Raw genomic sequence first — 21645 nt, forward strand, 5'->3', positions numbered from 1 at the left:
CGATAAGGGGGCAGCGTTGGAGCGCGTGCTGATCGTGTCCGCGAACATGGGGCAGGGGCACAACGCCACGGGACGCGCGCTCGAGGACGCGATACGGCGGCGCTGGCCGGACGCGACCGTGCGGTGGGTCAACGCGCTGGAACGGCTCGGCCCCGGTTTCGAAGGCCTTTTCCAGCGGATTTACGTCGCCAACGTGGAAAGCGTCCCGTGGCTTTACGAGTTCTTTTACGGCGCGATCTGGCGGATTCCGTGGTTCGCCGCCGCGTCCCGGTGGTTTACCGCCGCTTGGTGCGGGCGGCGGCTGGCGAAACCGGTCGCGGAATTCGCGCCGGACCTGGTGCTGTCGACGTATCCGATGGGCACCGCGGGCCTGGCGTGGCTGCGCCGCAAGGGAAAGCTGTCCGTGCCGATCGGTGCGTGGGTTTCGGACTTCGCACCGCATCCGTTCTGGGTTTACGGCGCGGCCGATCTCACCATGGTGATGCACGACGTCGCGGTCGCGCCCGCGCTGCGCTCGTCGCCGTCGGCGCACGTCGGAGTGTCCGCGCCTCCGGTGCGCGCGGTGTTCCGGCCCGGGGACCAGACGGCGGCGCGGCAGGAACTGGACCTGCCGCCGGACGCCTTCGTGCCGCTGGTTTCGTGCGGCTCGCTGGGTTTCGGCGAAATCGAGACCACGGTGCGGGAGTTGCTGGCGGCGGACCAGTCGGTGGTGCCGATCGCGATCTGCGGGCGCAACGACGCGGTGGCTGACCGGCTGCGCGCGCTGAACGAACCGCGGTTGCGCGTGGTCGGGTGGACGGACCAGCCGGAGCGGTACACGCTGGCGGCGGACGTCGTGGTGACGAACGCGGGCGGCGCGACCTCGCTGGAGGCGCTGGCGTGCGGCCGCCCGGTGCTGATGCACCACCCGATCGCCGCGCACGGCAAGGCGAACGCCCGCCTGATGGCCGCCGCCGGGCTCGCCCTGGTGTCCACAAAGGATGGTGAGCTGGCCGAGACGGTGCGCGGGCTGCTGGCCGAACCGGAACGGCTCAAGGAGATGGCGGAAGCGGTCGCCCGGCATTGCGAGACGGCCACGCCGCTGGTGGAGGCGCTGGAATCGCTGGTGTCCGCGCCGTTGAACCCGCCGACGCAGCGGCTCCGGCCGGAGGACGCGCTGTTCGTGCACGTGGCCACGCCGGAGGTGCCGCAGCAGGTCGGGGCGGTGCTGGTGTTCGACCCCAAGGCCGACGGTTCGCCGGTCACCCCCGCGGACGCCGAGCACCTGCTGGCCGCGACGCCCGGCTTGCGGACGCGCTTGCTGCCCGGCAGCGGCTTGTGGCGGGCGCGGTGGCAGGAAGACCCGGGACGGACGTCGGCGGATGTGCTGACTTCGGTGCGCATCGGTCCGGACGCACCGTTGGACGCGGCGTTGACGCGGGAGATGGACGCGTTCTTCTCCACGCCGGTGTCACCGGAACGACCGGTGCGGGCGCGGCTGGTGACCGGCATCGAGGGGGAGCAGGGGGCGTTGCTGATCGCACTGCACCACGCGGCCAGCGACGGGATCGCGGTGATCAGTGCGCTGGTGGGGCAGACGCGGGGGAAGGAGCCGCTGGTCCCGGCGGCGGTTCCCCGGCGGAAGGGGTGGCCGAGCCGCCCCAATGCCACTTTGGGTGCATCTGACGCAGCGAATGCCACTTTGGGTGCGTCTGACGCACCCAAAGTGGCATTGGGGCGCAACGGGTCTCGACCCCGGCGAGGTGCGATGCGGGCGGGACTTGCCGGACTGGCGGGGCCGGTGCGCGGGTTGCTTGATCGGTCGACGGGATCGGCCGCACGGTCAGGCGGCGTCGAGTCGGCGCGCTCGAACTCTGGCGGCAAAGGCCGTGACCAAGCTGTCGGACTTGCTCGCGGGATGCTCGCTCGCGTGGCGGGCCCGGTGTGGCACGGGCTTGATCGGTCGACGGGAGCGTCCGGCGGCGGCGAGTCCGTGCGCTCGAGTCCAAGCGGCAAAACCCGCACTCAAGCTGTCGGACTGGTGCGCGGGGTGCTTGCTCGGGTGGGGGGGCCGGTGTGGCACGGGCTTGCCCGGCCGACGGGAGCGTCCGGCAGCGCCGAGTCCGCACGCTCGAGTCCCAGCGGCAAAACCCGCACCCAAGCCGTCGAGTTGGCGCGTGGCGTCTGGGCTCTCGCCCGGGCTGGTGCCGCGCCCCGGGTGGGCTGGGACAAGCGGATCGACAGTCCCCGAAGGCATTTCGCGCGGGCGCACCTTTCCGCTCCAGAGGTCCGGAAGGCCGCGCGGCGGATGGGGGTGCCGACGACCAACCTCGTGCTCGCGCTCGTCGCCGAGGCCTTGCATCGAGAGCTGGGCGGGAGCGCGCCGGAGCGGCTTCGGGTGTTGATTCCGATGTCGGTCCGCGACACCGGGACCTTCCGGCAGCTCGGCAACCACACCGGCGCGGCGTCGGTGGACCTGCCGACGGGCGCGATGTCGCTGTCGGAGCGGGTACGGGCGACCGACCGGATGCTGTCCGACCAGGTCGGCCGCGGCGCGCCCCGCGCGGGCAACGCGGTCGTGCGCGTGCTCGGGATTCTGCCTCCGGCGCTGCACCGCCGGGCGGCGAAGCTCGTCTACCGCGGCACGTGGTTCAGCGTGATCGCGTCGGTGCTTCCCGGCGCGCGGTCGCCGGTGGTGCTCAACGGGGCGCTCGTCCGCACGGTGTATCCGGTGTTGTCGCTCGCGCCCGGGGTTCCGGTGGCGGTCGGCATCATGACGTGGGCGGACCGGTTCACCGTCTGCTTCACCGTGCCCGCCGGACAAGACGAGCGCGGGGACCGGCTGGCGGCCGCGGTCGTCGAGGCGTTCGGCCGGGTGTAGTCACTGCGAGAAGTGCGTGCGCGGACGGGGGAGAAGTTCGCCGTCCACTTCGATATCCACCATCTCGTTGTAGAACGCCACGAGACCGGCGATGGCCTGGACCGCCACGGTCGGGTAGGCGTACGTCCACGCCAGGTGCTCGTGCAGGACGTCGCCGACGCGGACGGACCAGTAGCCGGACGTCTCGCCCTTGTACGGACAGGCGGTGACCATGTCAGGCTCGGCGACGAGGTGCGTGAAATCGACTTCGGTGCGGTTGAAGTAATAGCGCGTCGGGAGGCCGGTTTCGAAGAGCAGCACCGGTGACGACGATTCTGCCAGCGTTACCCCGTCTAACCGAACTCGGACATGTCGGGTGGAGCGCAAAGCGTCCACCCGCGTGTACGGGTTGCGCGGGTGGACGAAAACCTGTTCGTCCTCTTCGAACCAGGCGTCCAGCGCGTCCCACGCGAACCGGACGTGTCCGGGCAGGACAGAGTCGGTTACCCAAGCGGCAGCGGGCTTTTCGACCTCGCCGACGTGCAGCGAGTGCCGACCGGCTTCTTCCTCCGGTACGAGCGCGCCGGGGAGAACGTCGTCGAGCGGGAAGTAGAACTGCGGATAGTAGGGCCATTCCCAGACGTATTTAGCCCGCGTGCTGTCCACAATGGTCTTCCCGGCGAGCATTCCGCGTACTCGCCGGGGGACCGGTTCGACATGTCCGGTTTCTACTGCTGCCGCTGGATAATCGGGCATCGGTCAGGCGCGCTTCGGGAGTTTCCAGCCGGGGCGCGGGAAGTGGCAGGTGTAGCCGTTGGGGTAGTTCTGCAGGTAGTTCTGGTGCTCCGGTTCGGCTTCCCAGAAGTCTCCGGCGGGGGTGACTTCGGTGACGACCTTGCCGGGCCAGAGGCCGGAGGCGTCGACGTCGGCGATGGTGTCTTCGGCGATCCGCTTCTGCTCGTCGGTGGTGTAGAAGATGGCGGAGCGGTAGCTGGTGCCGATGTCGTTGCCTTGGCGGTTCTTCGTGGTGGGGTCGTGGACCTGGAAGAAGAACTCGAGCAGGGCGCGGAAGTCGGTCTGGTCCGGGTCGTAGGTGACTTCGATGGTTTCGGCGTGGGTGCCGTGGTTGCGGTAGGTGGCGTGGGGGACGTCGCCGCCGCTGTAGCCGACGCGGGTGGCGGTCACGCCGGGCTGGTGGCGGAACAGCTCCTCCATGCCCCAGAAACACCCGCCGGCCAGGATCGCTTTTTCCGTCATTTCCTTCTCTTCCGTCGAGGGAATCCGTGTACAGGAGGACGCTGCGGAGCCGGTCGCTATTCCGGTCGCCCGGGGCCCGGTCAGAACTCCGTAATGTCTTCCTCCGCCGCGGCCGCGACGAACAGCTCCTGCAGCGTCCGCAAGGCTTGCGACGGCGGCCGTTTCGCGGAGACGACGACGGTGAGCGGCCAGGTCAGCGACGTGTCGGCGAGCGGGATCGGCACGACGCCCGGGAGGTCCAGCCGGGCGGTGCCGGGCAGGACCGCGACGCCGAGCCCGGCCGCGACATAGCGCGGCACCGTCCGCATGTCGGCGACCTCGACGGCGACCCGGCGCGAAAGCCCGAGCGCGGCGAACTCCCGGTCGACCGCGATCCGGTTCCCGAAGCCGCGCGGACAGTCGACGAACAGTTCGCCGTCCAGTTCCGGCAGCCGGACCGACGCTTGCTCGGCGAGCGGATGGCTGTCCGGCAGCACGGCGTAGTACGGCACGCTGGCCAGCTGCGTCGCGTCGAGGCCGCCCAGCTCGGCCCGGGAGAGGCCGAGCAACGCGACGTCGAGCCGGCCGTGGCGGACGTCGTCGGCCAGGCCGGACGAGCCGGTGAGGGACACCGTCAGATGCAGGTCGACCAGCGGGTGCCTGCGGTGGAACGCGCCGAGCAGCACCGGCAGGTCGAACGCGTTCATGCTGGTCAGCGTGCCGATCCGGAGGCTTCCGCGCAGTCCGGCGGACGCCTGCTGCACCACCTCGCGTGCCCGCTCCACCGCTTCCAGCGCCGCTTTCGCCTCGGGCAGGAACAGCTCGCCCGCGGTGGACAGCGCGACCCGGCGGGTCGACCGGTCGAACAGCGTCGCGCCGAGGTCGGTCTCCAGCGCGCGGATCGTCGCCGAGACCGTGGACTGCGTGGCGAACAGCCGCTGTGCCGCCCGCGTGAAGCTCAGCTCCTCGGCGACCGCCACGAAGTGCTCCAGCTGCCGCGTCTCCATGCCCCGATTATCGCGGATCCCGATAACTGTGACCAGTACTTTTCGTTGGACTTGATGAGTGGGACGGGGGATCGTTTCGGGGGTAGGTTCCCGCTCGGAAGGTCGACATGGTCACCACAGCTCCGCCCGCTTTCACCGCGCCGGCCGGATGGCGCGTCAGCCACGGCTGGGGATTCCGGGTCATCGCGTTCGCGTTCGCCGCGTGCCTCGCGTTCTCCACCGTGCCCACCCCGCTGTACGCGCTCTACCAGCAGCGGGACGGGTTCGCGACGTTCCTGGTCACCGTCATTTTCGCGGCGTACGCGGTCGGCGTGATGGCCAGCCTCTACCTCGCCGGGCACGTCAGCGACTGGCTCGGCCGCCGCCGCGTGATCCTGGCTTCGACGCTCGCCGAGGCCCTGTCGGCGGTTTTGTTCCTGCTCTGGCCGGAGGTGCCGGGTCTGCTGCTCGCCCGGTTCGTGTGCGGCGTCGGCATCGGCGCGCTGACGGCCACCGCGACCGCGCACCTGTCGGAGCTGCGGGCCGTGAGCCGCCCGGACCAGGACCTCGGCCGCTCCGGCCTGATCGCCACCGTGGTGAACATGGGCGGTCTCGGGCTCGGCCCGGTCGTCGGCGGCGTCTTCGCGCAGTACATCGGCAGCCCGCTGACCAGCACGTTCGTCGTGTTCCTGGTCGTGCTGCTGGTGGCGGCCTTCGCGGTGTGCCTGGTGCCGGAGACTGTCGAACGGCGCGAGGAGCGTCCGGCGTACCGGCCGCAGCGGGTGTCGCTGCCCGCTGGCGCGCGGCCGGCGTTCGTCGGCGCGGCGATCGGGGTGTTCGCCGCGTTCGCGATCACCGGGCTGTTCATGTCGCTCGCGCCGACCCTGCTCGCCGAAGGCCTGCACGAACACAGCCGGATGCTCGCTGGGATCACCGCGGGCTCGATGCTGGGCGCGGCGGCGGTGGCGCAGGTGGTCTTCGCGTCGCTGGCTTCGCGGTCTCAGCTGCGGTTGGGGTTCGTGCTGATGCCGATCGGACTGGCGGTGCTTTCGGTGGCCGCGTTGCTGCCGTCGCTCGCGCTGTTCCTTGCTGGCTCGGTGATCGCCGGAAGCGGGATGGGTCTCGGCTTCCGCGCGGCGGTCGGGACGGTGGCGGCGCTGGCCGATCCGCTGTCGCGCGGCGAGGTGCTGGCCGGGATTTTCCTCGCGGCTTACGCCGGGCTGGTGGTGCCGGTGCTGCTGGTCGGCATGACGCTGCTGTGGGTGCCGAGCCCGGTCGCGCTGGTCGGGTTTTCGGCGGCTGAGCTGGTGTTGCTCGGCTTCTCGGCCTGGCGGGTGCTGCGGACTGCCTGATTCAGGCGACCTCGGTGGACCGCGTCCGGGCGGCGCGGGCGCTCCACCGTCCGTCATGGCGGTCCACGCGGATCGGGTGACCGAAGGCGCGGCTGATGCTGGCCGTCGTCACCGCCTGGTCGATCGGCCCCGACGACACCACCGAACCGTCGGCGATCAGCAGCGCGTGCGTCGTCGTTTCCGGCAGCTCCTCGAGATGGTGGGTGACCACGATGGAGGCGAGCCGGGGATGCGTGCGGGTCAGCAGGTCGATCGTTTCCAGCAGCTGCTCGCGTGCCGCGACGTCCAAGCCGGTGGACGGTTCGTCGAGCAGCAGCAGCCGGGGGTCGCTGATCAGGGCGCGGGCGATCAGGGCGCGGCCGCGTTCGCCTTGGGACAGGGTCGGCCAGCGTTCGGCGGCCTTGCCCTCCAGGCCGAGCAGGCCGATGAGTTCGTCGGCCTGCTCGATCTGCGACGCGGTCGGCTGCCAGCGCGGCGGAGTGTCGATGCTTCCGGTGACACCGGTCAGCACGACTTCGCGGATGGTGAGCGGCGAACGCAGCGGATGCCGCGGGTTGACGTGCCCGATACTGCGGCGCAGCGCCTGAAGTTCGACCTGGCCGAGCCGTCCGCCGAGAACGTCGACGGTGCCGGTGGTCGGATGCGTGACCGCGCCGCAGAACCCGAGGATCGTGCTTTTCCCGGCGCCGTTCGGGCCGAGCAGCGCCCAGTGTTCGCCCGCTCGCACGGTCAGGTTCACGCCGTGCAGGATTTCCTTGCCCTGCCTGCGGAACACGACGTCGGTCAGCCGCAGCACGACCTCGCTCACGAAAGTGCCTCCTTCAAGGCGGTCAGGTGCGCCCGGCTCAGTTCCGCCGCGGCGGACGCGTCTTTGTCGGCGATCGCTTCGACCAGCGCCAGGTGCGCGGCCTGGTCTTCCTCGGGCGCGGTGATCGGCCGCGCGCGCAGCATGTCCGTCATCGCGCGGTGGATCCGGGGGACGAAGCTGTCGAACAATTCGATCAGCACGTCGTTGTGCGCGGCGACGAGCACCGTGCGGTGGAACGCGGTGTCGGTGTCCACCAGCAGTTCGACGTCCGGCTCGCCGACCGCGCGGGCGGCGAGCGCGCGGCGGATCGCGCGCAGGTCGGTCGGCGTCCGCCGATGCGCGGCCAGCGCCGCGGCTTCCGCTTCGATGGCGATGCGCGCCTCGATCACCGCGCCGATGGTGGCGCGGCGCAGCACCGCGTCCCAGTCCTCGGCGACGTCCAGCGCGGTCACGAAAACGCCGGAGCCCTGGCGGGAATCCAGCACGCCTTTGCCCGCCAATTCGCGGATCGCCTCGCGCAAGGTCGAACGGCCGACGCCCAGTTGCGCGGCCAAAGTCGTTTCCCCGGGCAATTTGTGGCCGAGCGGCCATTCGCCGGCACGAATGCGTCCGAGGAGGACTTCGGCGGCTTGCGCGGCGAGCGGGTGCCGGTGCACGAGAGGGGGCATCGGAAGGCTTTCTGGTCGGGCGGGGCGGCGAGAGCGAGGCTACTGCGGGACATTCTGCCGGCGGGGTGTCGAGTGTGGAGCGTCACTAGTCTACTTGTCTGAGGAGATGGCGTTTTTCTGACCCGTTCGGGTGGGTTACGGTGTTTCGACTGCCGGATTTCGCCCGGTCCGCGCAAAGATCGGCCGCATGCGTGCCAGGAAAATGGCCGTCGTGGGCGGAGCGATCGCCGCGGCGGTGTGTGCGGTGGCGTTCGTGGCCGGTCCCGGCGCGAGCGCCGCTCCGTTGCCGGGGGGCCTGGGGCCGTGCGTCGGCACCGCCTGCCCGGACAAGTACCCGCCGGTCAACAACGGGCCGTTCGCCGGACGGGACAACGGCATCAACGTCTTCGCCGGCGGCGATTTCCTCGTGCGCGAAGCGGCGGCCGAGGCGGAAGGCCGGGTCGTCGTCCTCGGCGGCTTCGACATGGCCAAGCGGACGGGCGCGTCCTCGGTCTACAACGTGGGCATCGTGGGCGTCGGCTCGCGCGTGCCCCCGCCGGACGGGGCCGACTTCCTCACCACCGGCAGGAACGTCACCATCGCGCCGAACCAGCGGCTGCTCGCGGAGGGCGGCGTCGTGCGGTACGGCGGCACCGTCACCGGGACGGTGGCCGGCACACTGAAGCAGGACCCGAACGCGGCGGACCCGTACCGGCAGCTCCGGCCGCAGCTGCAGGAAGCCAGCACCTGCTACGGCAAGTCCGCGGCGACCGGGACGGCGAAGAACGAGGGCTACCGCACGCTGTTCACCGGCGACGGGAAGTCCGCGCTGCAGGTGTTCAACGTCGACTTCGACCTCACCGGCCCCGGCGGCGGCATGCAGGGCCTGGAGTTCACCGGCATCCCGGCGGGCGCGACGGTCCTGGTGAACCTCGTCGGCGGCGCCCGCGTGATCAACACCTACACCGGCGACCTCGCCGACCAGGACCCGATCAACCACCTGCGCGAGAAGCTGCTGTGGAACTTCCCGGACGCGTCGAAGGTGAAGATCGCCGGACAGGCGCAGTTCCAGGGCAGCGTGCTGGTCGGCAACCCGGCCAGCGACACGACGGTCACCGCGTCGGGCACCAACGGCCGGTTCTTCACCGCGGGCAACCTGCTGCACACCTCCGACGGCGCGGCGGGCGGACAGGAGTTCCACGCCTATCCGTTCACCGGCGACCTGCCGGACTGCACCGCCCCGGCGACGACGTCCACGACGCCGACCAGCACGACGTCGACCTCGACCAGCTCCAGCACCACGACGTCGACCGCGCCGAGCAGTTCGACCACCACGACGACGAGCACGGAGCCGACCAGTTCGACCACGTCGAGCACCACGTCGACTTCGTCCACCACGTCGACTTCTTCCACGACGACCGAGCCCACGAGCACGACGTCGTCCAGTACGACTTCCTCCAGCACGACGTCGTCGAGCGCCACCTCGTCCACGAGTTCGACGACGTCCTCGACCAGCTCCACCACGTCGACCAGCCCATCGGAGACGTCCTCGTCGACCGCGCCGACGTCGTCCTCGGAGACGTCGTCCAGCGCGACGTCCTCGAGTTCGCAGCCGACGTCCTCGGCCAGCAGCACGAGCCCGACGACGTCCAGCTCGTCTTCGGAAGCCCCGGCCCCGATCACGACGACGAGCGACCACTCCGGCGGAGTGGCCCCCGGAACCGGCCCGTCCGACCAGGGCCCGCTCGCCTCGACCGGCGCGGACATCCGCGGCTACCTGATCGGCGGCGGTGCACTGCTGCTCATCGGCGGCGCGCTGGTGACGGCCGTGGCGGTGCGCCGGAAGCGCTCCTGACGAAAGCCGATGAAGGTCTCCTGAAGGGGGACCTTCATCGGCAGCCAGCTCGGGGCGGCGGCGATGTACGTGAGGGGAACCCTGAGGGACTCAGAGTCCCTGAAGGTGGCCCTCACGGACCTGACCGTGGCTGACGGGCGGTGAGGGTTTCGGCTAGCGGGCGGCGGCCGTGCGTGCGGCGCGGTACTCGGCGGCTCGAGCCTCGTAAGCGCGGAGTTCCTCTTCCCGATCGGGCACGTCCTCCGGGGCGCCGTCCGCGAAGAAGCCGCGCAGTGCCGCGTTCGCGTCGGCGGCGAGGTGGCCGGTGCGGGCGAACATCGCTGTCTCGTAGCGGGCCAGCGCGGCTTCGACGTCCGGCTCCTCGTGCAGCGCGTGCGCCACTTCCGCGCCGTCGAGCAGGGCCAGGTTCGCGCCGTGCCCGCCGAACGGGGCCATCGCGTGCGCGGCGTCGCCGAGCACCGTGATGCCCGGAACCCGTTGCCACGTCAGGGGAGCGGGCAGTGCGGTGAACGCGCGCGCCACGTAGTCGCCGTCGTTGTCGGTCAGCAGCGGAAGCACTTTCTCGCCCCAGCCGCGGAATTCGCGCAGCAGGAACTCGCGGACCGAGGCGCGGTCAGCAAGATCGACGCCTTCCTTCGCAGCCCAGTCCTCTTCGGCGCGGAAGGCAACGTAGCCGCGGATCACGCCGTTGCTGTTGCGCTGCAGGATCACTGCCCGACCGGCACCGTCGGCGGTGAACAGCTGTCCGTCGCCCACCAGCGCCGCGACTTCCGGGTGCCGGGTCTCGACGTCGTCGAATCGGATGTCCAGATAGGACACTCCGAGGTATTCCGGCCTCGCGTCGGTGAGCCGGCGGCGCACCTTCGACCAGGTGCCGTCCGCGCCGAGCACGACGTCGGCGTCCACTGTGGATCCATTGGAGAAATGCAAGCAGTGGACACCGTTTTCGGTCGTCAGTTCGGTGAGCTTGTGTCCCCAGTGGACAGTCCCGGGCGTGAGCCGTTCGTACAGCATGGTGCGCAGCTGGCCGCGGTCGATTTCGGGGGCGGCGGTGTCGTCGTCGGCGGGGGCGAACTCCTTCAGCAGGGTGCCGTGGTGGTCACGTCTGGTCATGGCTTGGCCTTCGACGCGGGCTAACTCGTGGAAAGCGGCCAGCAGCCCGGCGTCTTCCAAGGCGATTTGCCCGCTGTCCGCGTGCAGGTCGAGCGTGCCGCCGGGGTCTCGTGCATTCACGGCGGCGTCGGCGTCGTACACAGCCGCGGCGAGGCCGTGGCCGTGCAGAACGTGCGCGGCGAGCAGCCCGCCCGGGCCGCCCCCGACGATCGCGATGCGCAGTGTCTCGTTCATGGTTTCCCCTCTCGTGCCGGTGTGGTCGCTGCCCAGCATAAGTGGAACCATGCAAAAAGTGCAACAGTACAATTTAGTAAGTCATTGCACCTCGGATGGACGATTTGCCTCCGGTCTGAAACCGGTCGCGCTCGACACCTGGTTCGCCTAGACGCTCGCGCGGCTCCGCCACAGCAGCCAACCGAAGTACGGAGCCCCGATCAGTGCGGTCACCAGGCCCGCTGCGATCTGGGTCGGCGCGAGGACCGTGCGCCCTAACGTGTCCGCGACGCACACCAGCACCGCTCCCAGCGCGGCCGCCACCGGCAGCGAGCGTGCGTGCTGGGAACCCACCAAAGCGCGTGCGGCGTGCGGGGCCACGAGTCCGACGAATCCCAGCGCACCGACCGCGCACGCGGCTGCGGCGGTGAGCACTGCGGCGAGCGCGGCGAAGCCGAGACGAGACCGGTCCAGCGGGACGCCGAGTACGCGCGGCACGTCCTCGTCCAGCGAGACCAGGTCGAGCGTCCGCGCGCTGGACAGGGCGATCGGCAGGGCGATGACCAGGCACAACAGCACGGGCAGGACCTGGCTGAACTCCCGGCCGTAGGTCGATCCGGCTAGCCAGGTGAGCGCGAGGTGCGCGTTCCACGGCGAGGTCAGCACGACCACGAGCGTCGTGATCGCCTGCGCGCCCGCGCTGACGCCGATGCCGACCAGCACCAGGCGGTCCGACGACAGTCCGCTGCCGGTGGCGAGCCAGTGCACGAGGGCGAACGTCGCGAACGCGGCGACGGTCGCCGCGCCCATCATCGGCCAGATTCCGATGCCGGGCGCCAGAAGCACGACGCTGATCGCGCCGACGCTCGCGCCCGGCGTCACGCCGAGCAGACTCGGTTCGGCCAGCGGGTTGCGGCAGATCGCCTGCACCAGCGCGCCCGCGACGGCCAGGGCCGCCCCGCCGAGCAGTGCGGCGAGCATCCGCGGCCAGCGCAGGTCGAGCGCGAACGACACCTCGGTGCCGGACACCCCGCGCAGCCAGTTCAGCACGTCGCCGAGCAACACGATCCGGTCACCCAGCAGGAGCGCGGCGATCACCGCGGCGACGAGCGCGACCGCCAGCACGACGCCGGTCCCGGCCACCCAGCGGCGGGACCGGACGGTGCCGTGCGTGCCGCGCGCGGACGGGGTTCCGGACGGCTGCCGTCGCGCCAGCCAGACCAGTACGGTCGCACCGGCGAGGGTCGTCACGACGCCGGTCGGCACCGAAACCGCTTTGCCGGCGGGGACGAGAGCGCGCAGCAGGACGTCGGCGGTGACGACGACCAGCGCCCCGGTCAATCCGGAAAGCGGCAGCAGCAGCGGATGTTTGCCGAGCCCGGGCACTCGGCTGGCCAGCAGCCGTGCGATTACCGGCGCGCACAGGCCGACGAACCCGATCGGTCCGGCGACGGTCACCGCGACCGCTGAAAGCAGCACCGCCGCGACGACGGCGAAGGTGCGGGTGCGGCGGACGTCGATGCCCAGCACGCGCGCGTGGTCGTCGCCGAGGCTGAGGACGTCGAGCCGGTGCGCGAGCAGGAGGGTGGCGACCACGCCGACGGCGATCACCGGTGCGGCAAGGGAAACCTGCCGCAGTCCGGATTGGACAGTCGTGCCGCTGCCCCAGCCGTACAGGCCCGCGGTCCGCTCCTGGAACAGCATCAGCAGCACCGACGTGAGCGCGGTCAGCGCCAGCGCGATCGCGGACCCGGCGAGCACGAGCCGGGCCGCCCCGCCGCTGCTGCTGCGCGCGACGAGCAACACCAGCCCGGCCGCCGCGAGACCGCCGACGAAGGCGACGATTCCGTTGACGTAGAAGGGAAGCGAGATCCCGAACGCCGCGACGCCGACCACCGAGACGTACGCGCCGGCGTTGACCGCGAGCGTGTCCGGCGAAGTGAGCGGGTTCCGCGCGACCGACTGCAGCACGCAGCCAGCGAATCCGAGCGCCAGCCCCACGAGCAGCGCCGCGGCCAGCCGGGGGAGCCGGCTGGCCACGAGCACGGCCACCGCCTGGCTGCGCGCGTCGTCGTCCGTGCCGGGGAAAACGGCGCGCAGGAGTTCGCCGAGCCCGACGTGCGACGTGCCTTGCAGCAGGTGCACGGCGGACAGGGCGAGCAGCGCGACGATTCCGGCCAGGAAGACGACGGACGCGGTGAGCCGCGAAACGCGCGGCCGGGCGGGTGCGGGGGCGGTCATCGGATCAGCGCGTCAGAGCGCCGGTGAGCGCGTCCACATAGGCGCTCGCCGACTTCGGGCCGCCGAACATCCAGATGCCGTCCGGGATCCGGTGCAGCTTCCCGGCCTTGACGAACGGCAGCTGCTTCCACACCGCGTTGCCCGCGAGGTCCTGGGTGAAGACGTCGGATTCGGCGGCGTTGGCGGCGTAGACGAACGAAGTGGCCGGATCGGTGATCTTGGTCAGGCCTTCCACGTCGGTGGGCGCGAGGCCGTAGTCTTTGTCGCCCGCCTCGGTCCACTGGTTGGCGGCGCCGAGCTGCTCGGCGACGCTGCCGAGGAACGAGCCCTTCGCGTACATCCGGACGGTGACCGTGCCGGAGGTCGAGTAGCCGTCGGCCATGACGAACTTGGCCCCGGATTTGCCCGCGTCGGCCAGCTTCTTCTTGCCTTCGGCGACCTTGGCGTCGAATTCCGCCAGCAGTTTGCGGCCCTGTTCCTGCGTTCCGGTCGCCTCGGACAGCGTGGTCACGGTCTTGCGCAGGTAGCCGATCGGGTCGGCCGAATCCGAGCCGCGCAGGGTCAGCACCTTCGCCTGCTTCGACAGCTGCGCGATCACGTTCTCCGGCAGGTCGGTGGTGGTGACCACCAGATCCGGGTGCAGCGCGGCGATCGCGTCGAGGCTCGGCTCGCCGCGCGTGCCGACGTCCGGAGTGGACGCAGCGAGCGGCATGACCTTGTCGTAAGTGTTGTAGCCCTTGACGTCCGCCGCGCCGATCGGCTTCACGCCCAGCGCGAGCAGGTTTTCGGTGAGGCCCCATTCCAGCGACACGACCTTCGCGGCCGGGCCCGGCAGGTCGACCTTGCCGCGTTCGTCGGTCAGGTGGACCGGGCCGGCCGGCTTCGCGGCGGCGGCCGGGTCCCCGGCGGCGGGGGCTTCGGTGGTGCCGCACGCGGCGAGCGCGAACGTGGCGAGCACAGCCGCGACGACGAGGAACGGCCTGCGGGCAGGACGAAACACACTGGACACGGGGGTTTTCCTTTGAACTAGTGGGGACAGGTCAAGCTGAGCGGACCGGCCGCGGCCGGGAGGTGTGCCGTCCGACCGGGCGCGTGCGGACGTGCCCTTCGTCGTCGACGTGCACGTCGATGCGCAGGCCGTAGACGTCGCTGAGCAGGTTGGCGGTCAGCACGTCGGCCGGGCGGCCGGTCGCGCGGACGGTGCCGCGGCACAGCAGCACGACCTCGTCGGCGACGGCGGCGGCCTGGTCGAGGTCGTGCAGTACGACGCCGACCGCGACGCCGTGCTCGTCGGCGAGATCGCGGACGAGGTCGAGCGTTTCGATCTGGTATCTCAGGTCGAGGAAGGTGGTCGGCTCGTCAAGCAGGACGACGCCGGTGTCCTGGGCGAAGCAGGTGGCCAGCCAGACGCGCTGGAGTTCGCCGCCGGACAGTTCGTCGACCGGGCGTTCGGCCATCCCGTCGACGCCGGTGTGCCGCATGGCCCGCTCGACCAGCTCCGGTCCCTCGGGGTCGCCGGAGCCGAAGCGGCCGCGGTAGGGATGGCGGCCGTAGGACACGACGTCGCGCACGCGCACGCCGCCGGGCGTGGGGCGCGACTGGGTCAGCAGCGTGACGTGCCGGGCGAATTCCTTGGGAGACAAGGCGAGTGCGTCTTGGCCGGACAAGGTGACGTCGCCCGCGGTCAGCGGATGCAGCCGGGCGAGCGAGCGCAGCAGCGTCGACTTTCCGGAGCCGTTGGGGCCGACCAGGACGGTGACCGCGCCCGCGCGCAGGACGATCTCGGCGTCCTGGACCACCGGCTTCGCGCCGTAGCCGAGCGAGAGCCCGGTGCCGGCGAGCGCCGGTGCTTCCGGCCAGGAGTGACTCATGAAGGTTAGCCTAACCTGATCGAATGAAATTCCGAAACCGGACACCGAGGCGGTGTCGGACGTCACGGGCGTTTTGTACCGGGCGGGCCCGCCAGGATGTGAAACGCCTTTGCCGCGTCCCGTTGCCGCTCTAGCTTCTGATCGGGTCAGAGGTTTTCGGATTTCCGGGTGACGAGGGGAGCCGGTGCGTGGCCACGGGCGAACTCGCGACGACGACGCTGCCGGTCGGGGCAGGCTGGCTCGGGTCCCGCATCGGCGAGCGCACGGCGCGGGGCGTGGCCGGGACGGTGTCCGGCCTGATCCGCGACGGGGAGGTGCCGCCGGGCACGCGGCTGCCCACGGTGCGGGCGCTGGCCGCGGAGCTTTCGGTCAGTCCCACGACGATCGCGGAAGCGTGGTCGCAGCTGCGCGCGGCCGGGCTGATCGGCACCGGACGGCGGCGCGGCACGATAGTGCTGGAACCGCCGTCGAGCCCGCCGCCGGAGCGCGCGTTTTCCGGCTGGCAGACGGTCGACCTGGAACACGGCCTCCCGGATCCCGGGTTGCTGCCGCCGCTGGAGGACGCCGTCGCGGCGGGTGTCCACACGGAACGGTTCGGCGGTCCGGTCAAGAACTCGATCACGCCGCAGTTGCGCGCCGCGGTGAAGCCGACGTGGCCGTTCGCCGCCGAGTCCTGGACCGTCGCGGCCGGCGGGCAGGACGGGATGTTGCTGGCCTGCCAGGCGGTCGCGCGACCGGGCGACGTGATCGCGCTGGAAGCGCCGACCATGCCGTGGCTGCGCGAGCTGCTGCGCCGGTCGCGGATCCACGTGGTGCCGGTGCGGTGCGACGAGAACGGGCCGTTGCCGTCCTCGCTGGCCGCGGCATTGGAACATCGGCCGGTCGCGTTTGTCTATCAGCCGCGCGCGCAGTCGCCGCTCGGGCATTCGGTTCCGGCGGACCGGCTCGCGGAACTCGCCGCCGTACTGTCCGAAGAGGACACCGCGGTGATCGAGGACGACGACTTCGGGCCGCTGGCTTCGGCTCCTTCGCTGAGCCTCGGCACGCGCTTGCCCGGCCGGGTGTTGCTGGTGCGGTCGTATTGCACGGCGTTCGGGCTGGAACTGCGGAGCTGCGTGATCGGCGGTTCGGCGGTGCTGGTGGAGCGGGTGCGGCAGCAGCGCGGGCCGGGGTCGGTGTGGTCGAGCCGGATTCTTCAGGACGCGCAGGCGTTTCTGCTCACCGATCCCGGCAGTGCGGAACTGCTGAACCGGGCGCGGCACCGGTACGCGCACCGGCGGACCGCGTTGACGGAAGCCTTGCGGGAGCACGGGATCTCGGTGCGGGCGCGGGACGGGTTGACGTTGTGGGTGCCGGTCCCGGAGGAGTCGCGGACGTTGATGACGCTGGCCGCCAATGGAGTTTCCGCCGGATCCGGCACGCGGGCGGGCAACCCGGGGACGCCGCATATTCGCGTGGCGACCGGGCAGCTGCCGGACGACCCGGCGTTGGTGGCCGATCTGGCCCGGATGATCGCCCGGGCGGCCCGGCGGCCTTGATGTCTGATGTGGACAGTTCGGTTTTGGACAATGCGGCGTGGTCTTCGCTGACTGGTCCGCACGCTGGGTTCGCCGAGCGGGCCGGGCAAGCCGTGCGCTATCCGGTCGACGTTTCGGTCTTTATGGCGGTGCCCGACGAACCGTCCGCGACGGTGTGGGACGACGTTGCCGCGCTCGCCGGTCCGGGTGCGGTGGTGCCGGTCTTCGCGCAGGCTGGTCCTCCTCCGGCGGGCTGGGAGCTGCTGGAGGAGATGGCCGGGGTCCAGCTGGTGGACGCCGGGGTCGACGCCGCGCCCGACCCGGAGGCGGTTCGGCTGACGGTGGCGGACGTGCCGGAGATGCTGGACCTGATCGCCCGGACGAAACCCGGCCCGTTCTTGCCGCGCACTGTGCTGCTCGGGACCTATCTCGGCATCCGGCACCAGGGTGCGCTGGTCGCGATGGCGGGGGAGCGGCTGCACCCGCCGGGGTGGACGGAGATCAGCGCGGTGTGCACGGATCCGGCCTACCGCGATCGCGGCCTGGCCGGACGGTTGGTGCGCGCGGTGGCCGCGGGCATTCGCGATCGGGGCGAGACACCGTTCATGCACGCGGCGGCGGCGAATGCGAATGCGATCCGGCGGTATGAGGGGATGGGCTTCCGGCTGAGGCGGAGGACGGCGTTCGGCCGGGTGCGCATTCCGGAGGACTGGCGGGCGGCGGCTTAACCTGGCGAGTGCCGGTGCCGGTTCTCACCGGCACCGGCACGCACGTTCAGGAATCGCTCAGCGGAAGACCCGGCGGATTGATGTCCGCCTTCTTCACCGCTTCGTTCTCCAGTCCGTACGCGGCAAGCCATTTCGCGTACTGGCCGTGCTGGATCAGGTAATCGATCGCCGCGGCCACCGGTTTCACGAGACCGTTGTCCTTCTTCGTCGTCGCGGCGATCAGCCCTTGCAGCGTGGCTCCGGCACCGGAGTACTTGCCCGCGCTGCGGGTCGGGTTCGGAGTTTTCGCCGTTTGCGCGACGTGGTAGGCGATGCCCGGGTTCGGCGCGAAGTACGCGTCGATCCGGCCGGACGCCAGCGCCAGGTACGTGCTGTTCTTGTCCGCGAAATTGCGCACGTCGAGCTTCTTGCCCTCGGCGGTCAGCTTCCGCTGCCATTCCCGGAGGATTTTCTCCTGGTTGGTCCCGCTGTCGACGGCCACCGTTTTGCCCGCCAGCACCTCGTAATCCCCGGCGAAGTTCCACGCGCTCGCGCGGTTCGTCTCGAAACCGAGGTTGTCCTCGCGATAGGCGGCGAAATCGAAGCCCTGCTGTTTGCGCTGTTCGGTCACCGTGATGTTCGAGAACCCGGCGTCGAACTGGCCGCTTTGCAGGCGGACGAACAGGTTCTGCCACGAAGCGTTCTGCACGTCCGGTTCGAGGCCCAGCACCGCGGCGACGAGGCGGCCGAGGTCGGGTTCGGCTCCGGTCAGGGTGCGCTGGTCGGCGCCGACGTAGGCCAGCGGCGGGAATCCGGACGGCAGCGCGCCGACGCCGATCGTCAGCTTGCCCCGGTCGAGAAACTTCTTCGGCAATTGCGCGCGGATCTCGGCGACGACGGGGACGGTCAGCGAAACCGGGTGCGCGTCCGCGGTGTTCGCGGCGACGGAAATGGTCTGTGACCCGTTCGCGCTGGTCGACGCTTGGGTGGCACCGCCGCATGCGCCCGCGAGGAGCGCGACTGCGGCGACGAAGGGCAAGAGCTTGCGGGTTTTCATGCGTTCTCCACGGTTTCGAGGCGGGCGACCTTCCCGAGGAAGGCTCGGGTCCGGTCGTGGCGGGGGCGGTCGAGGACGGCCGACGGCGGTCCTTCTTCGATGACCCGGCCCTCGTCGAGGAACACGACGTGGTCGGCGATCTCGCGGGCGAACCCGATCTCGTGCGTCACCACGATCATCGTCGTGCCGGAACTGGCCAGTTCCCGGATCACCGCCAGCACTTCGCCGACCAGTTCCGGGTCGAGCGCGGACGTCGGCTCGTCCAGCAGGATCAGCCGCGGTTCGAGCGCGAGCGCCCGGGCAATGGCGACGCGCTGCTGCTGGCCGCCGGACAGTTGCCGCGGGTACGCGCCGGCCTTGTCTTCGAGACCGACGCGGGCGAGCAATTCCCTCGCCCGTGTCTCCGCCTCGGCACGCGACAGCCGTTGCGTCACGATCGGCGCTTCCACGACGTTGTCGAGAATGGTGAGATGCGGGAAGAGGTTGAAATTCTGGAAGACGAAACCGATCCGGGACCGCTGCCGCAGAATGGCGCGTTCGCTCAGTTCCTTGAACCGGTCGCCGTGCACGCGCACGCCGACGAGTTCGCCGTCGATGCTGACGTAGCCGCTGTCAAGGCGTTCCAGATGGTTGATGGTGCGCAACAAAGTCGATTTGCCGGAACCGGACGGACCCAGCACCACGGTCACCTGCCCGCCGGGCGCGATGAGGTCGATGCCGTCGAGCACGCGGATTCCGTCGTAGGTCTTGACTGCGCTGCGGACGCGGACCTCGGCGCTCATCGGACCACCCCCAGCGTGCGCAATCGGCCGCGGAACCGCTGGAACGGCGTCGGCGGAACGGTGCGCAACGCGCCGCGGGAGAAGAAGCGTTCGACGTAATACTGGATCACCGACAGGACGCTGGTGAGAATGATGTACCAGACCGTGCCGACGAGCAGCAGCGGAATGATCTGCCCGCTGTTGGTGCTGGCCTGCGTTTCGACCACGCCGAACAGTTCCAGCAGTGACGTGATGTAGACGACCGAAGTGCCCTTGAGCAGACCGATCAGCTGGTTCGCGTAGGCGGGCACGATCGCGCGGGTGGCCTGCGGCAGGATGATCCGCCGGTATTGCCGGGAACGCGGAAGCCCCAGCGCGGCCGCCGCTTCGAGCTGTCCTTGGTCCACCGAGAGCACCCCGGCACGCACGATTTCCGCGGCGTACGCGGCTTCGTTCAAGCTCAGGCCGAGCACCGCGACGACGAAGAAGCTCAGCACGTCGGTGGCGCTGAAGCTGAAGAACGACGGGCCGAACGGGATGCCGAGGCTCAGCGTGCTGTACAGCGCGGTCACGTTGGCGAGGAACAGCAGCAAAACGATCAACGGAATCGAGCGGAAGATCCACACGTAGGCCCACGAAACCGCTTGGAGAAGCGGGTTTTTCGAAAGCCGGAGCAACGCCAGCACAATGCCGCCGACGAGCCCGAACACCGCGGCGAGGCCGGTCAGCTCAAGGGTGAGCAGCAGTCCGTCGAGGACCACCGGACGGAAGAACCAGTAGCCGAAAACGTCCCATTGGAAGACCGGATTGGTGATCAGCGCGTGCGCCAATTGGGCGAGCAGCACGAGCACGACCGCCGCCGCGACCCAGCGCCCGGGACGGCGCAACGGGGCGACTTTCTTCGCGGCCAGCTCGCGCAGCCGCGCTTCGCCGGGCGGCTCGGGACCTGCGGACGGCGCCGGCACGGCGCGCAGCGTCGGAGGAGAACTCACAGTGGCTCCAGGGGATCGCGGAGAGGGCGATGGCCACTGTGACCCGCTGGGTTCCCGGCTGTCGAGTGTCCTCTTGGGACTCCCACATGGTGAGCGCGTTGGTACGGAAGGAGGTTTTGTACCGGCTTTGTTACGGACAGTCCACTGTGGACTAGCGGAGCAGGTGCCGGTCCAGGAACGGATTCCGGAACTTCCCGGCCGGATCCAGTTCGGCCGCCAGCTCCCGGAACTGCCGCACCCCCTGGTGGTCCAGGTCCAGAGCCGCGCCGTGGAACAGCTTCCCCCAGTGCGCACGAACCCCGAACGGAGCCAGCTTCTCCTCGATCAGCGGCAGCACCGCCTCGACCTCGGGCTGCCGCTGCTGCCAGGTGAAGTGCGCCGCCACCCGGTCGCCGCCGTATGCCGGGCTCAGCCAGTGCTCGTCACCGGCGACGGTGCGGATTTCCGACACCACCAGCAGCGGCGCGATCCGGTCGCCGATGCTGCGCAACGCCTCGAACGCCGCGGCCGCGTGAGCGCGCGGCACGAAGTACTCGCTCTGCAATTCCGCTCCGACGCTCGGCGCGAATTCCAGGCGGAAATGCGGCAATCGGGCGTACCACGGTCCGGGAACTCCGCCCTGCACGGTGGTGTTTTCCGCCGAAATGCCCGCTGCGTGGGCGGGGTGGCGCGGACCGTCGGCGGGAAGCGCGCCGAACAGCGAGCCGGGGATCTCCGCCGGGACGCGGTTCTTGAGCAGCACCTGGTCGACCACGTCGCGCGCCCAGTTCGTGAACAGGCTGACGCTGTAGCCCGCGGCTTGGATTTCGCCGAAGTGCTCCAGCGCGGCCGACCACGGGAGGGCGTCGAAAACGTCTTGGCGGACCGAGAAGGTCGGCTCCAGGTCGAGAGTGAGCCGGGTGAGGACGCCGAGAGCGCCGACGTTCACCACCACTCCGGGGAACTCAGCGTCGGCGCGGGAGAAGGTGCGCAGGGAGCCGTCGGCGGTGAGGAGTTCGACCGCGGATACTGCCGAGGCCAGGCCGGGCAGGCGCTGTCCGGAGCCGTGCGTGCCGGTGGCGACGCTTCCGGCGACGGTGATGTGGGGGAGTGATGCCAGGTTGGCCAGCGCGTACCCGGCTTCGTGGACCTGCGCGACCACGTCGCCGTAGCGGGTCGCGCCGCCGATCGTGAGCGTCGCGCCGTTGATTTCCGGCGCGATGCCGAGCGCCGAGAGATCGAGCTGGACGCCGTCCGGGCTGTCGGCGACCGTGGTGAAGCTGTGCCGGCTGCCGAGGGCTTTGACCCGGTTCGCGCTGGCGACGACGTCGCGCGCTTCGGAAAGAGTGCGCGGGGTGACGACCTCGCGCGCCCGGTAGGTGAGATTGCCCGCCCAGTTTTCGATCACGAGCGCCGAGCCTAACCGGCCCGGGCGCGGCAGACTGGGGACAGGCCGAGGCGAGGAGACCCG

18 protein-coding genes are annotated in these 21645 nt (G+C 70.4%); 5 read left to right on the plus strand and 13 right to left on the minus strand.

The features are described 5' to 3' along the window. Positions 1-25: 25 nt before the first annotated feature. The gene (locus CU254_RS13960; protein WP_009076671.1) at positions 26-2860 is read left to right on the plus strand and encodes a WS/DGAT domain-containing protein; all 2835 of its coding nucleotides are present in this window, start codon (positions 26-28) and stop codon (positions 2858-2860) included. Here the strand turns inward: CU254_RS13960 and CU254_RS13965 are convergent, their stop codons facing one another. The 3 genes from CU254_RS13965 to CU254_RS13975 all read right to left on the minus strand — a co-directional run bounded on the left by CU254_RS13965 (position 2861) and on the right by CU254_RS13975 (position 5082). Further along, positions 2861-3595, minus strand: a complete 735-nt coding sequence (locus CU254_RS13965) for a DUF427 domain-containing protein (RefSeq protein ID WP_009076673.1) — start codon at positions 3593-3595, stop codon at positions 2861-2863. It abuts the gene before it with no gap. Between the two features lie 3 nt (positions 3596-3598). Beyond that, positions 3599-4096, minus strand: coding sequence for a peptide-methionine (S)-S-oxide reductase MsrA (gene msrA, locus CU254_RS13970; RefSeq protein ID WP_009076675.1), 498 nt, complete (start codon positions 4094-4096; stop codon positions 3599-3601). An 80-nt stretch (positions 4097-4176) separates the two neighbouring features. Then, on the minus strand, positions 4177-5082 hold the full coding sequence (locus CU254_RS13975; RefSeq protein WP_009076677.1) for a LysR family transcriptional regulator: 906 nt from the start codon (positions 5080-5082) through the stop codon (positions 4177-4179). Positions 5083-5189: 107 nt separating this feature from the next. Between CU254_RS13975 and CU254_RS13980 the strand changes: the two genes are divergently transcribed. Next, complete coding sequence (locus CU254_RS13980) at positions 5190-6413, plus strand: MFS transporter (protein ID WP_009076679.1); 1224 nt, start codon at positions 5190-5192, stop codon at positions 6411-6413. A 1-nt stretch (position 6414) separates the two neighbouring features. On the opposite strand, the gene CU254_RS13985 is transcribed toward CU254_RS13980, so the two are convergent. Continuing rightward, complete coding sequence (locus tag CU254_RS13985; RefSeq protein WP_009076681.1) at positions 6415-7221, minus strand: ABC transporter ATP-binding protein; 807 nt, start codon at positions 7219-7221, stop codon at positions 6415-6417. Beyond that, positions 7218-7889, minus strand: coding sequence for a FadR/GntR family transcriptional regulator (locus CU254_RS13990; protein WP_009076684.1), 672 nt, complete (start codon positions 7887-7889; stop codon positions 7218-7220). Before CU254_RS13990 ends, CU254_RS13985 begins: the two co-directional genes overlap by 4 nt. A 187-nt stretch (positions 7890-8076) precedes the next feature. On the opposite strand from CU254_RS13990, the gene CU254_RS13995 reads away from it, so the two are divergent. Next, on the plus strand, positions 8077-9723 hold the full coding sequence (locus tag CU254_RS13995) for a choice-of-anchor A family protein (RefSeq protein ID WP_037717121.1): 1647 nt from the start codon (positions 8077-8079) through the stop codon (positions 9721-9723). A 153-nt stretch (positions 9724-9876) separates the two neighbouring features. Here the strand turns inward: CU254_RS13995 and CU254_RS14000 are convergent, their stop codons facing one another. The 4 genes from CU254_RS14000 to CU254_RS14015 all read right to left on the minus strand — a co-directional run bounded on the left by CU254_RS14000 (position 9877) and on the right by CU254_RS14015 (position 15161). Next, entirely contained in the window at positions 9877-11070 is a 1194-nt protein-coding gene (locus tag CU254_RS14000; RefSeq protein WP_037713596.1) for an NAD(P)/FAD-dependent oxidoreductase, read from the minus strand. Between the two features lie 147 nt (positions 11071-11217). Beyond that, complete coding sequence (locus CU254_RS14005; protein ID WP_009076692.1) at positions 11218-13290, minus strand: iron ABC transporter permease; 2073 nt, start codon at positions 13288-13290, stop codon at positions 11218-11220. A 4-nt stretch (positions 13291-13294) separates the two neighbouring features. Then, on the minus strand, positions 13295-14299 hold the full coding sequence (locus tag CU254_RS14010; protein WP_100266783.1) for an ABC transporter substrate-binding protein: 1005 nt from the start codon (positions 14297-14299) through the stop codon (positions 13295-13297). A 31-nt stretch (positions 14300-14330) separates the two neighbouring features. Continuing rightward, entirely contained in the window at positions 14331-15161 is an 831-nt protein-coding gene (locus CU254_RS14015; RefSeq protein WP_037713598.1) for an ABC transporter ATP-binding protein, read from the minus strand. 188 nt (positions 15162-15349) lie between these two features. Between CU254_RS14015 and CU254_RS14020 the strand changes: the two genes are divergently transcribed. Both CU254_RS14020 and CU254_RS14025 read left to right on the plus strand, forming a co-directional pair. Beyond that, positions 15350-16699 carry an aminotransferase class I/II-fold pyridoxal phosphate-dependent enzyme gene (locus tag CU254_RS14020; RefSeq protein ID WP_009076699.1) on the plus strand — a complete coding sequence of 450 codons (1350 nt, stop codon included), beginning with the start codon at positions 15350-15352 and terminating at the stop codon, positions 16697-16699. After that, positions 16699-17406, plus strand: coding sequence for a GNAT family N-acetyltransferase (locus CU254_RS14025; protein ID WP_009076700.1), 708 nt, complete (start codon positions 16699-16701; stop codon positions 17404-17406). Before CU254_RS14020 ends, CU254_RS14025 begins: the two co-directional genes overlap by 1 nt. 46 nt (positions 17407-17452) lie before the next feature. Here the strand turns inward: CU254_RS14025 and CU254_RS14030 are convergent, their stop codons facing one another. From CU254_RS14030 to CU254_RS14045, 4 genes are all read right to left on the minus strand, one after another. After that, a complete protein-coding gene (locus CU254_RS14030) occupies positions 17453-18442 on the minus strand; it encodes a transporter substrate-binding domain-containing protein (RefSeq protein WP_009076703.1) in 990 nt (329 codons plus the stop codon). Beyond that, entirely contained in the window at positions 18439-19224 is a 786-nt protein-coding gene (locus CU254_RS14035) for an amino acid ABC transporter ATP-binding protein (RefSeq protein WP_009076705.1), read from the minus strand. The genes CU254_RS14030 and CU254_RS14035 overlap by 4 nt, the downstream gene beginning before the upstream one ends. Beyond that, positions 19221-20195: an amino acid ABC transporter permease gene (locus CU254_RS14040; protein WP_009076706.1), complete on the minus strand. Its 975-nt coding sequence runs from the start codon at positions 20193-20195 to the stop codon at positions 19221-19223. Before CU254_RS14040 ends, CU254_RS14035 begins: the two co-directional genes overlap by 4 nt. 151 nt (positions 20196-20346) lie before the next feature. Continuing rightward, positions 20347-21582, minus strand: coding sequence for an FAD-binding protein (locus tag CU254_RS14045; RefSeq protein WP_009076709.1), 1236 nt, complete (start codon positions 21580-21582; stop codon positions 20347-20349). Positions 21583-21645 lie beyond the last annotated feature (63 nt).

The sequence above is a fragment of the Amycolatopsis sp. AA4 genome, from assembly GCF_002796545.1.
Taxonomy (GTDB): Bacteria; Actinomycetota; Actinomycetes; order Mycobacteriales; family Pseudonocardiaceae; genus Amycolatopsis.

Bases quoted from the DNA above. Each gene is read 5' to 3' on its own strand.
- CU254_RS13965 (WP_009076673.1), bottom strand. From the start codon at position 3,595: ATGCCCGATTATCCAGCGGCAGCAGTAGAAACCGGACATGTCGAACCG.
- msrA (WP_009076675.1), bottom strand. From the start codon at position 4,096: ATGACGGAAAAAGCGATCCTGGCCGGCGGGTGTTTCTGGGGCATGGAG.
- CU254_RS13975 (WP_009076677.1), bottom strand. From the start codon at position 5,082: ATGGAGACGCGGCAGCTGGAGCACTTCGTGGCGGTCGCCGAGGAGCTG.
- CU254_RS13980 (WP_009076679.1), top strand. From the start codon at position 5,190: ATGGTCACCACAGCTCCGCCCGCTTTCACCGCGCCGGCCGGATGGCGC.
- CU254_RS13990 (WP_009076684.1), bottom strand. From the start codon at position 7,889: ATGCCCCCTCTCGTGCACCGGCACCCGCTCGCCGCGCAAGCCGCCGAA.
- CU254_RS13995 (WP_037717121.1), top strand. From the start codon at position 8,077: ATGCGTGCCAGGAAAATGGCCGTCGTGGGCGGAGCGATCGCCGCGGCG.
- CU254_RS14000 (WP_037713596.1), bottom strand. From the start codon at position 11,070: ATGAACGAGACACTGCGCATCGCGATCGTCGGGGGCGGCCCGGGCGGG.
- CU254_RS14005 (WP_009076692.1), bottom strand. From the start codon at position 13,290: ATGACCGCCCCCGCACCCGCCCGGCCGCGCGTTTCGCGGCTCACCGCG.
- CU254_RS14015 (WP_037713598.1), bottom strand. From the start codon at position 15,161: ATGAGTCACTCCTGGCCGGAAGCACCGGCGCTCGCCGGCACCGGGCTC.
- CU254_RS14025 (WP_009076700.1), top strand. From the start codon at position 16,699: ATGTCTGATGTGGACAGTTCGGTTTTGGACAATGCGGCGTGGTCTTCG.
- CU254_RS14030 (WP_009076703.1), bottom strand. From the start codon at position 18,442: ATGAAAACCCGCAAGCTCTTGCCCTTCGTCGCCGCAGTCGCGCTCCTC.
- CU254_RS14035 (WP_009076705.1), bottom strand. From the start codon at position 19,224: ATGAGCGCCGAGGTCCGCGTCCGCAGCGCAGTCAAGACCTACGACGGA.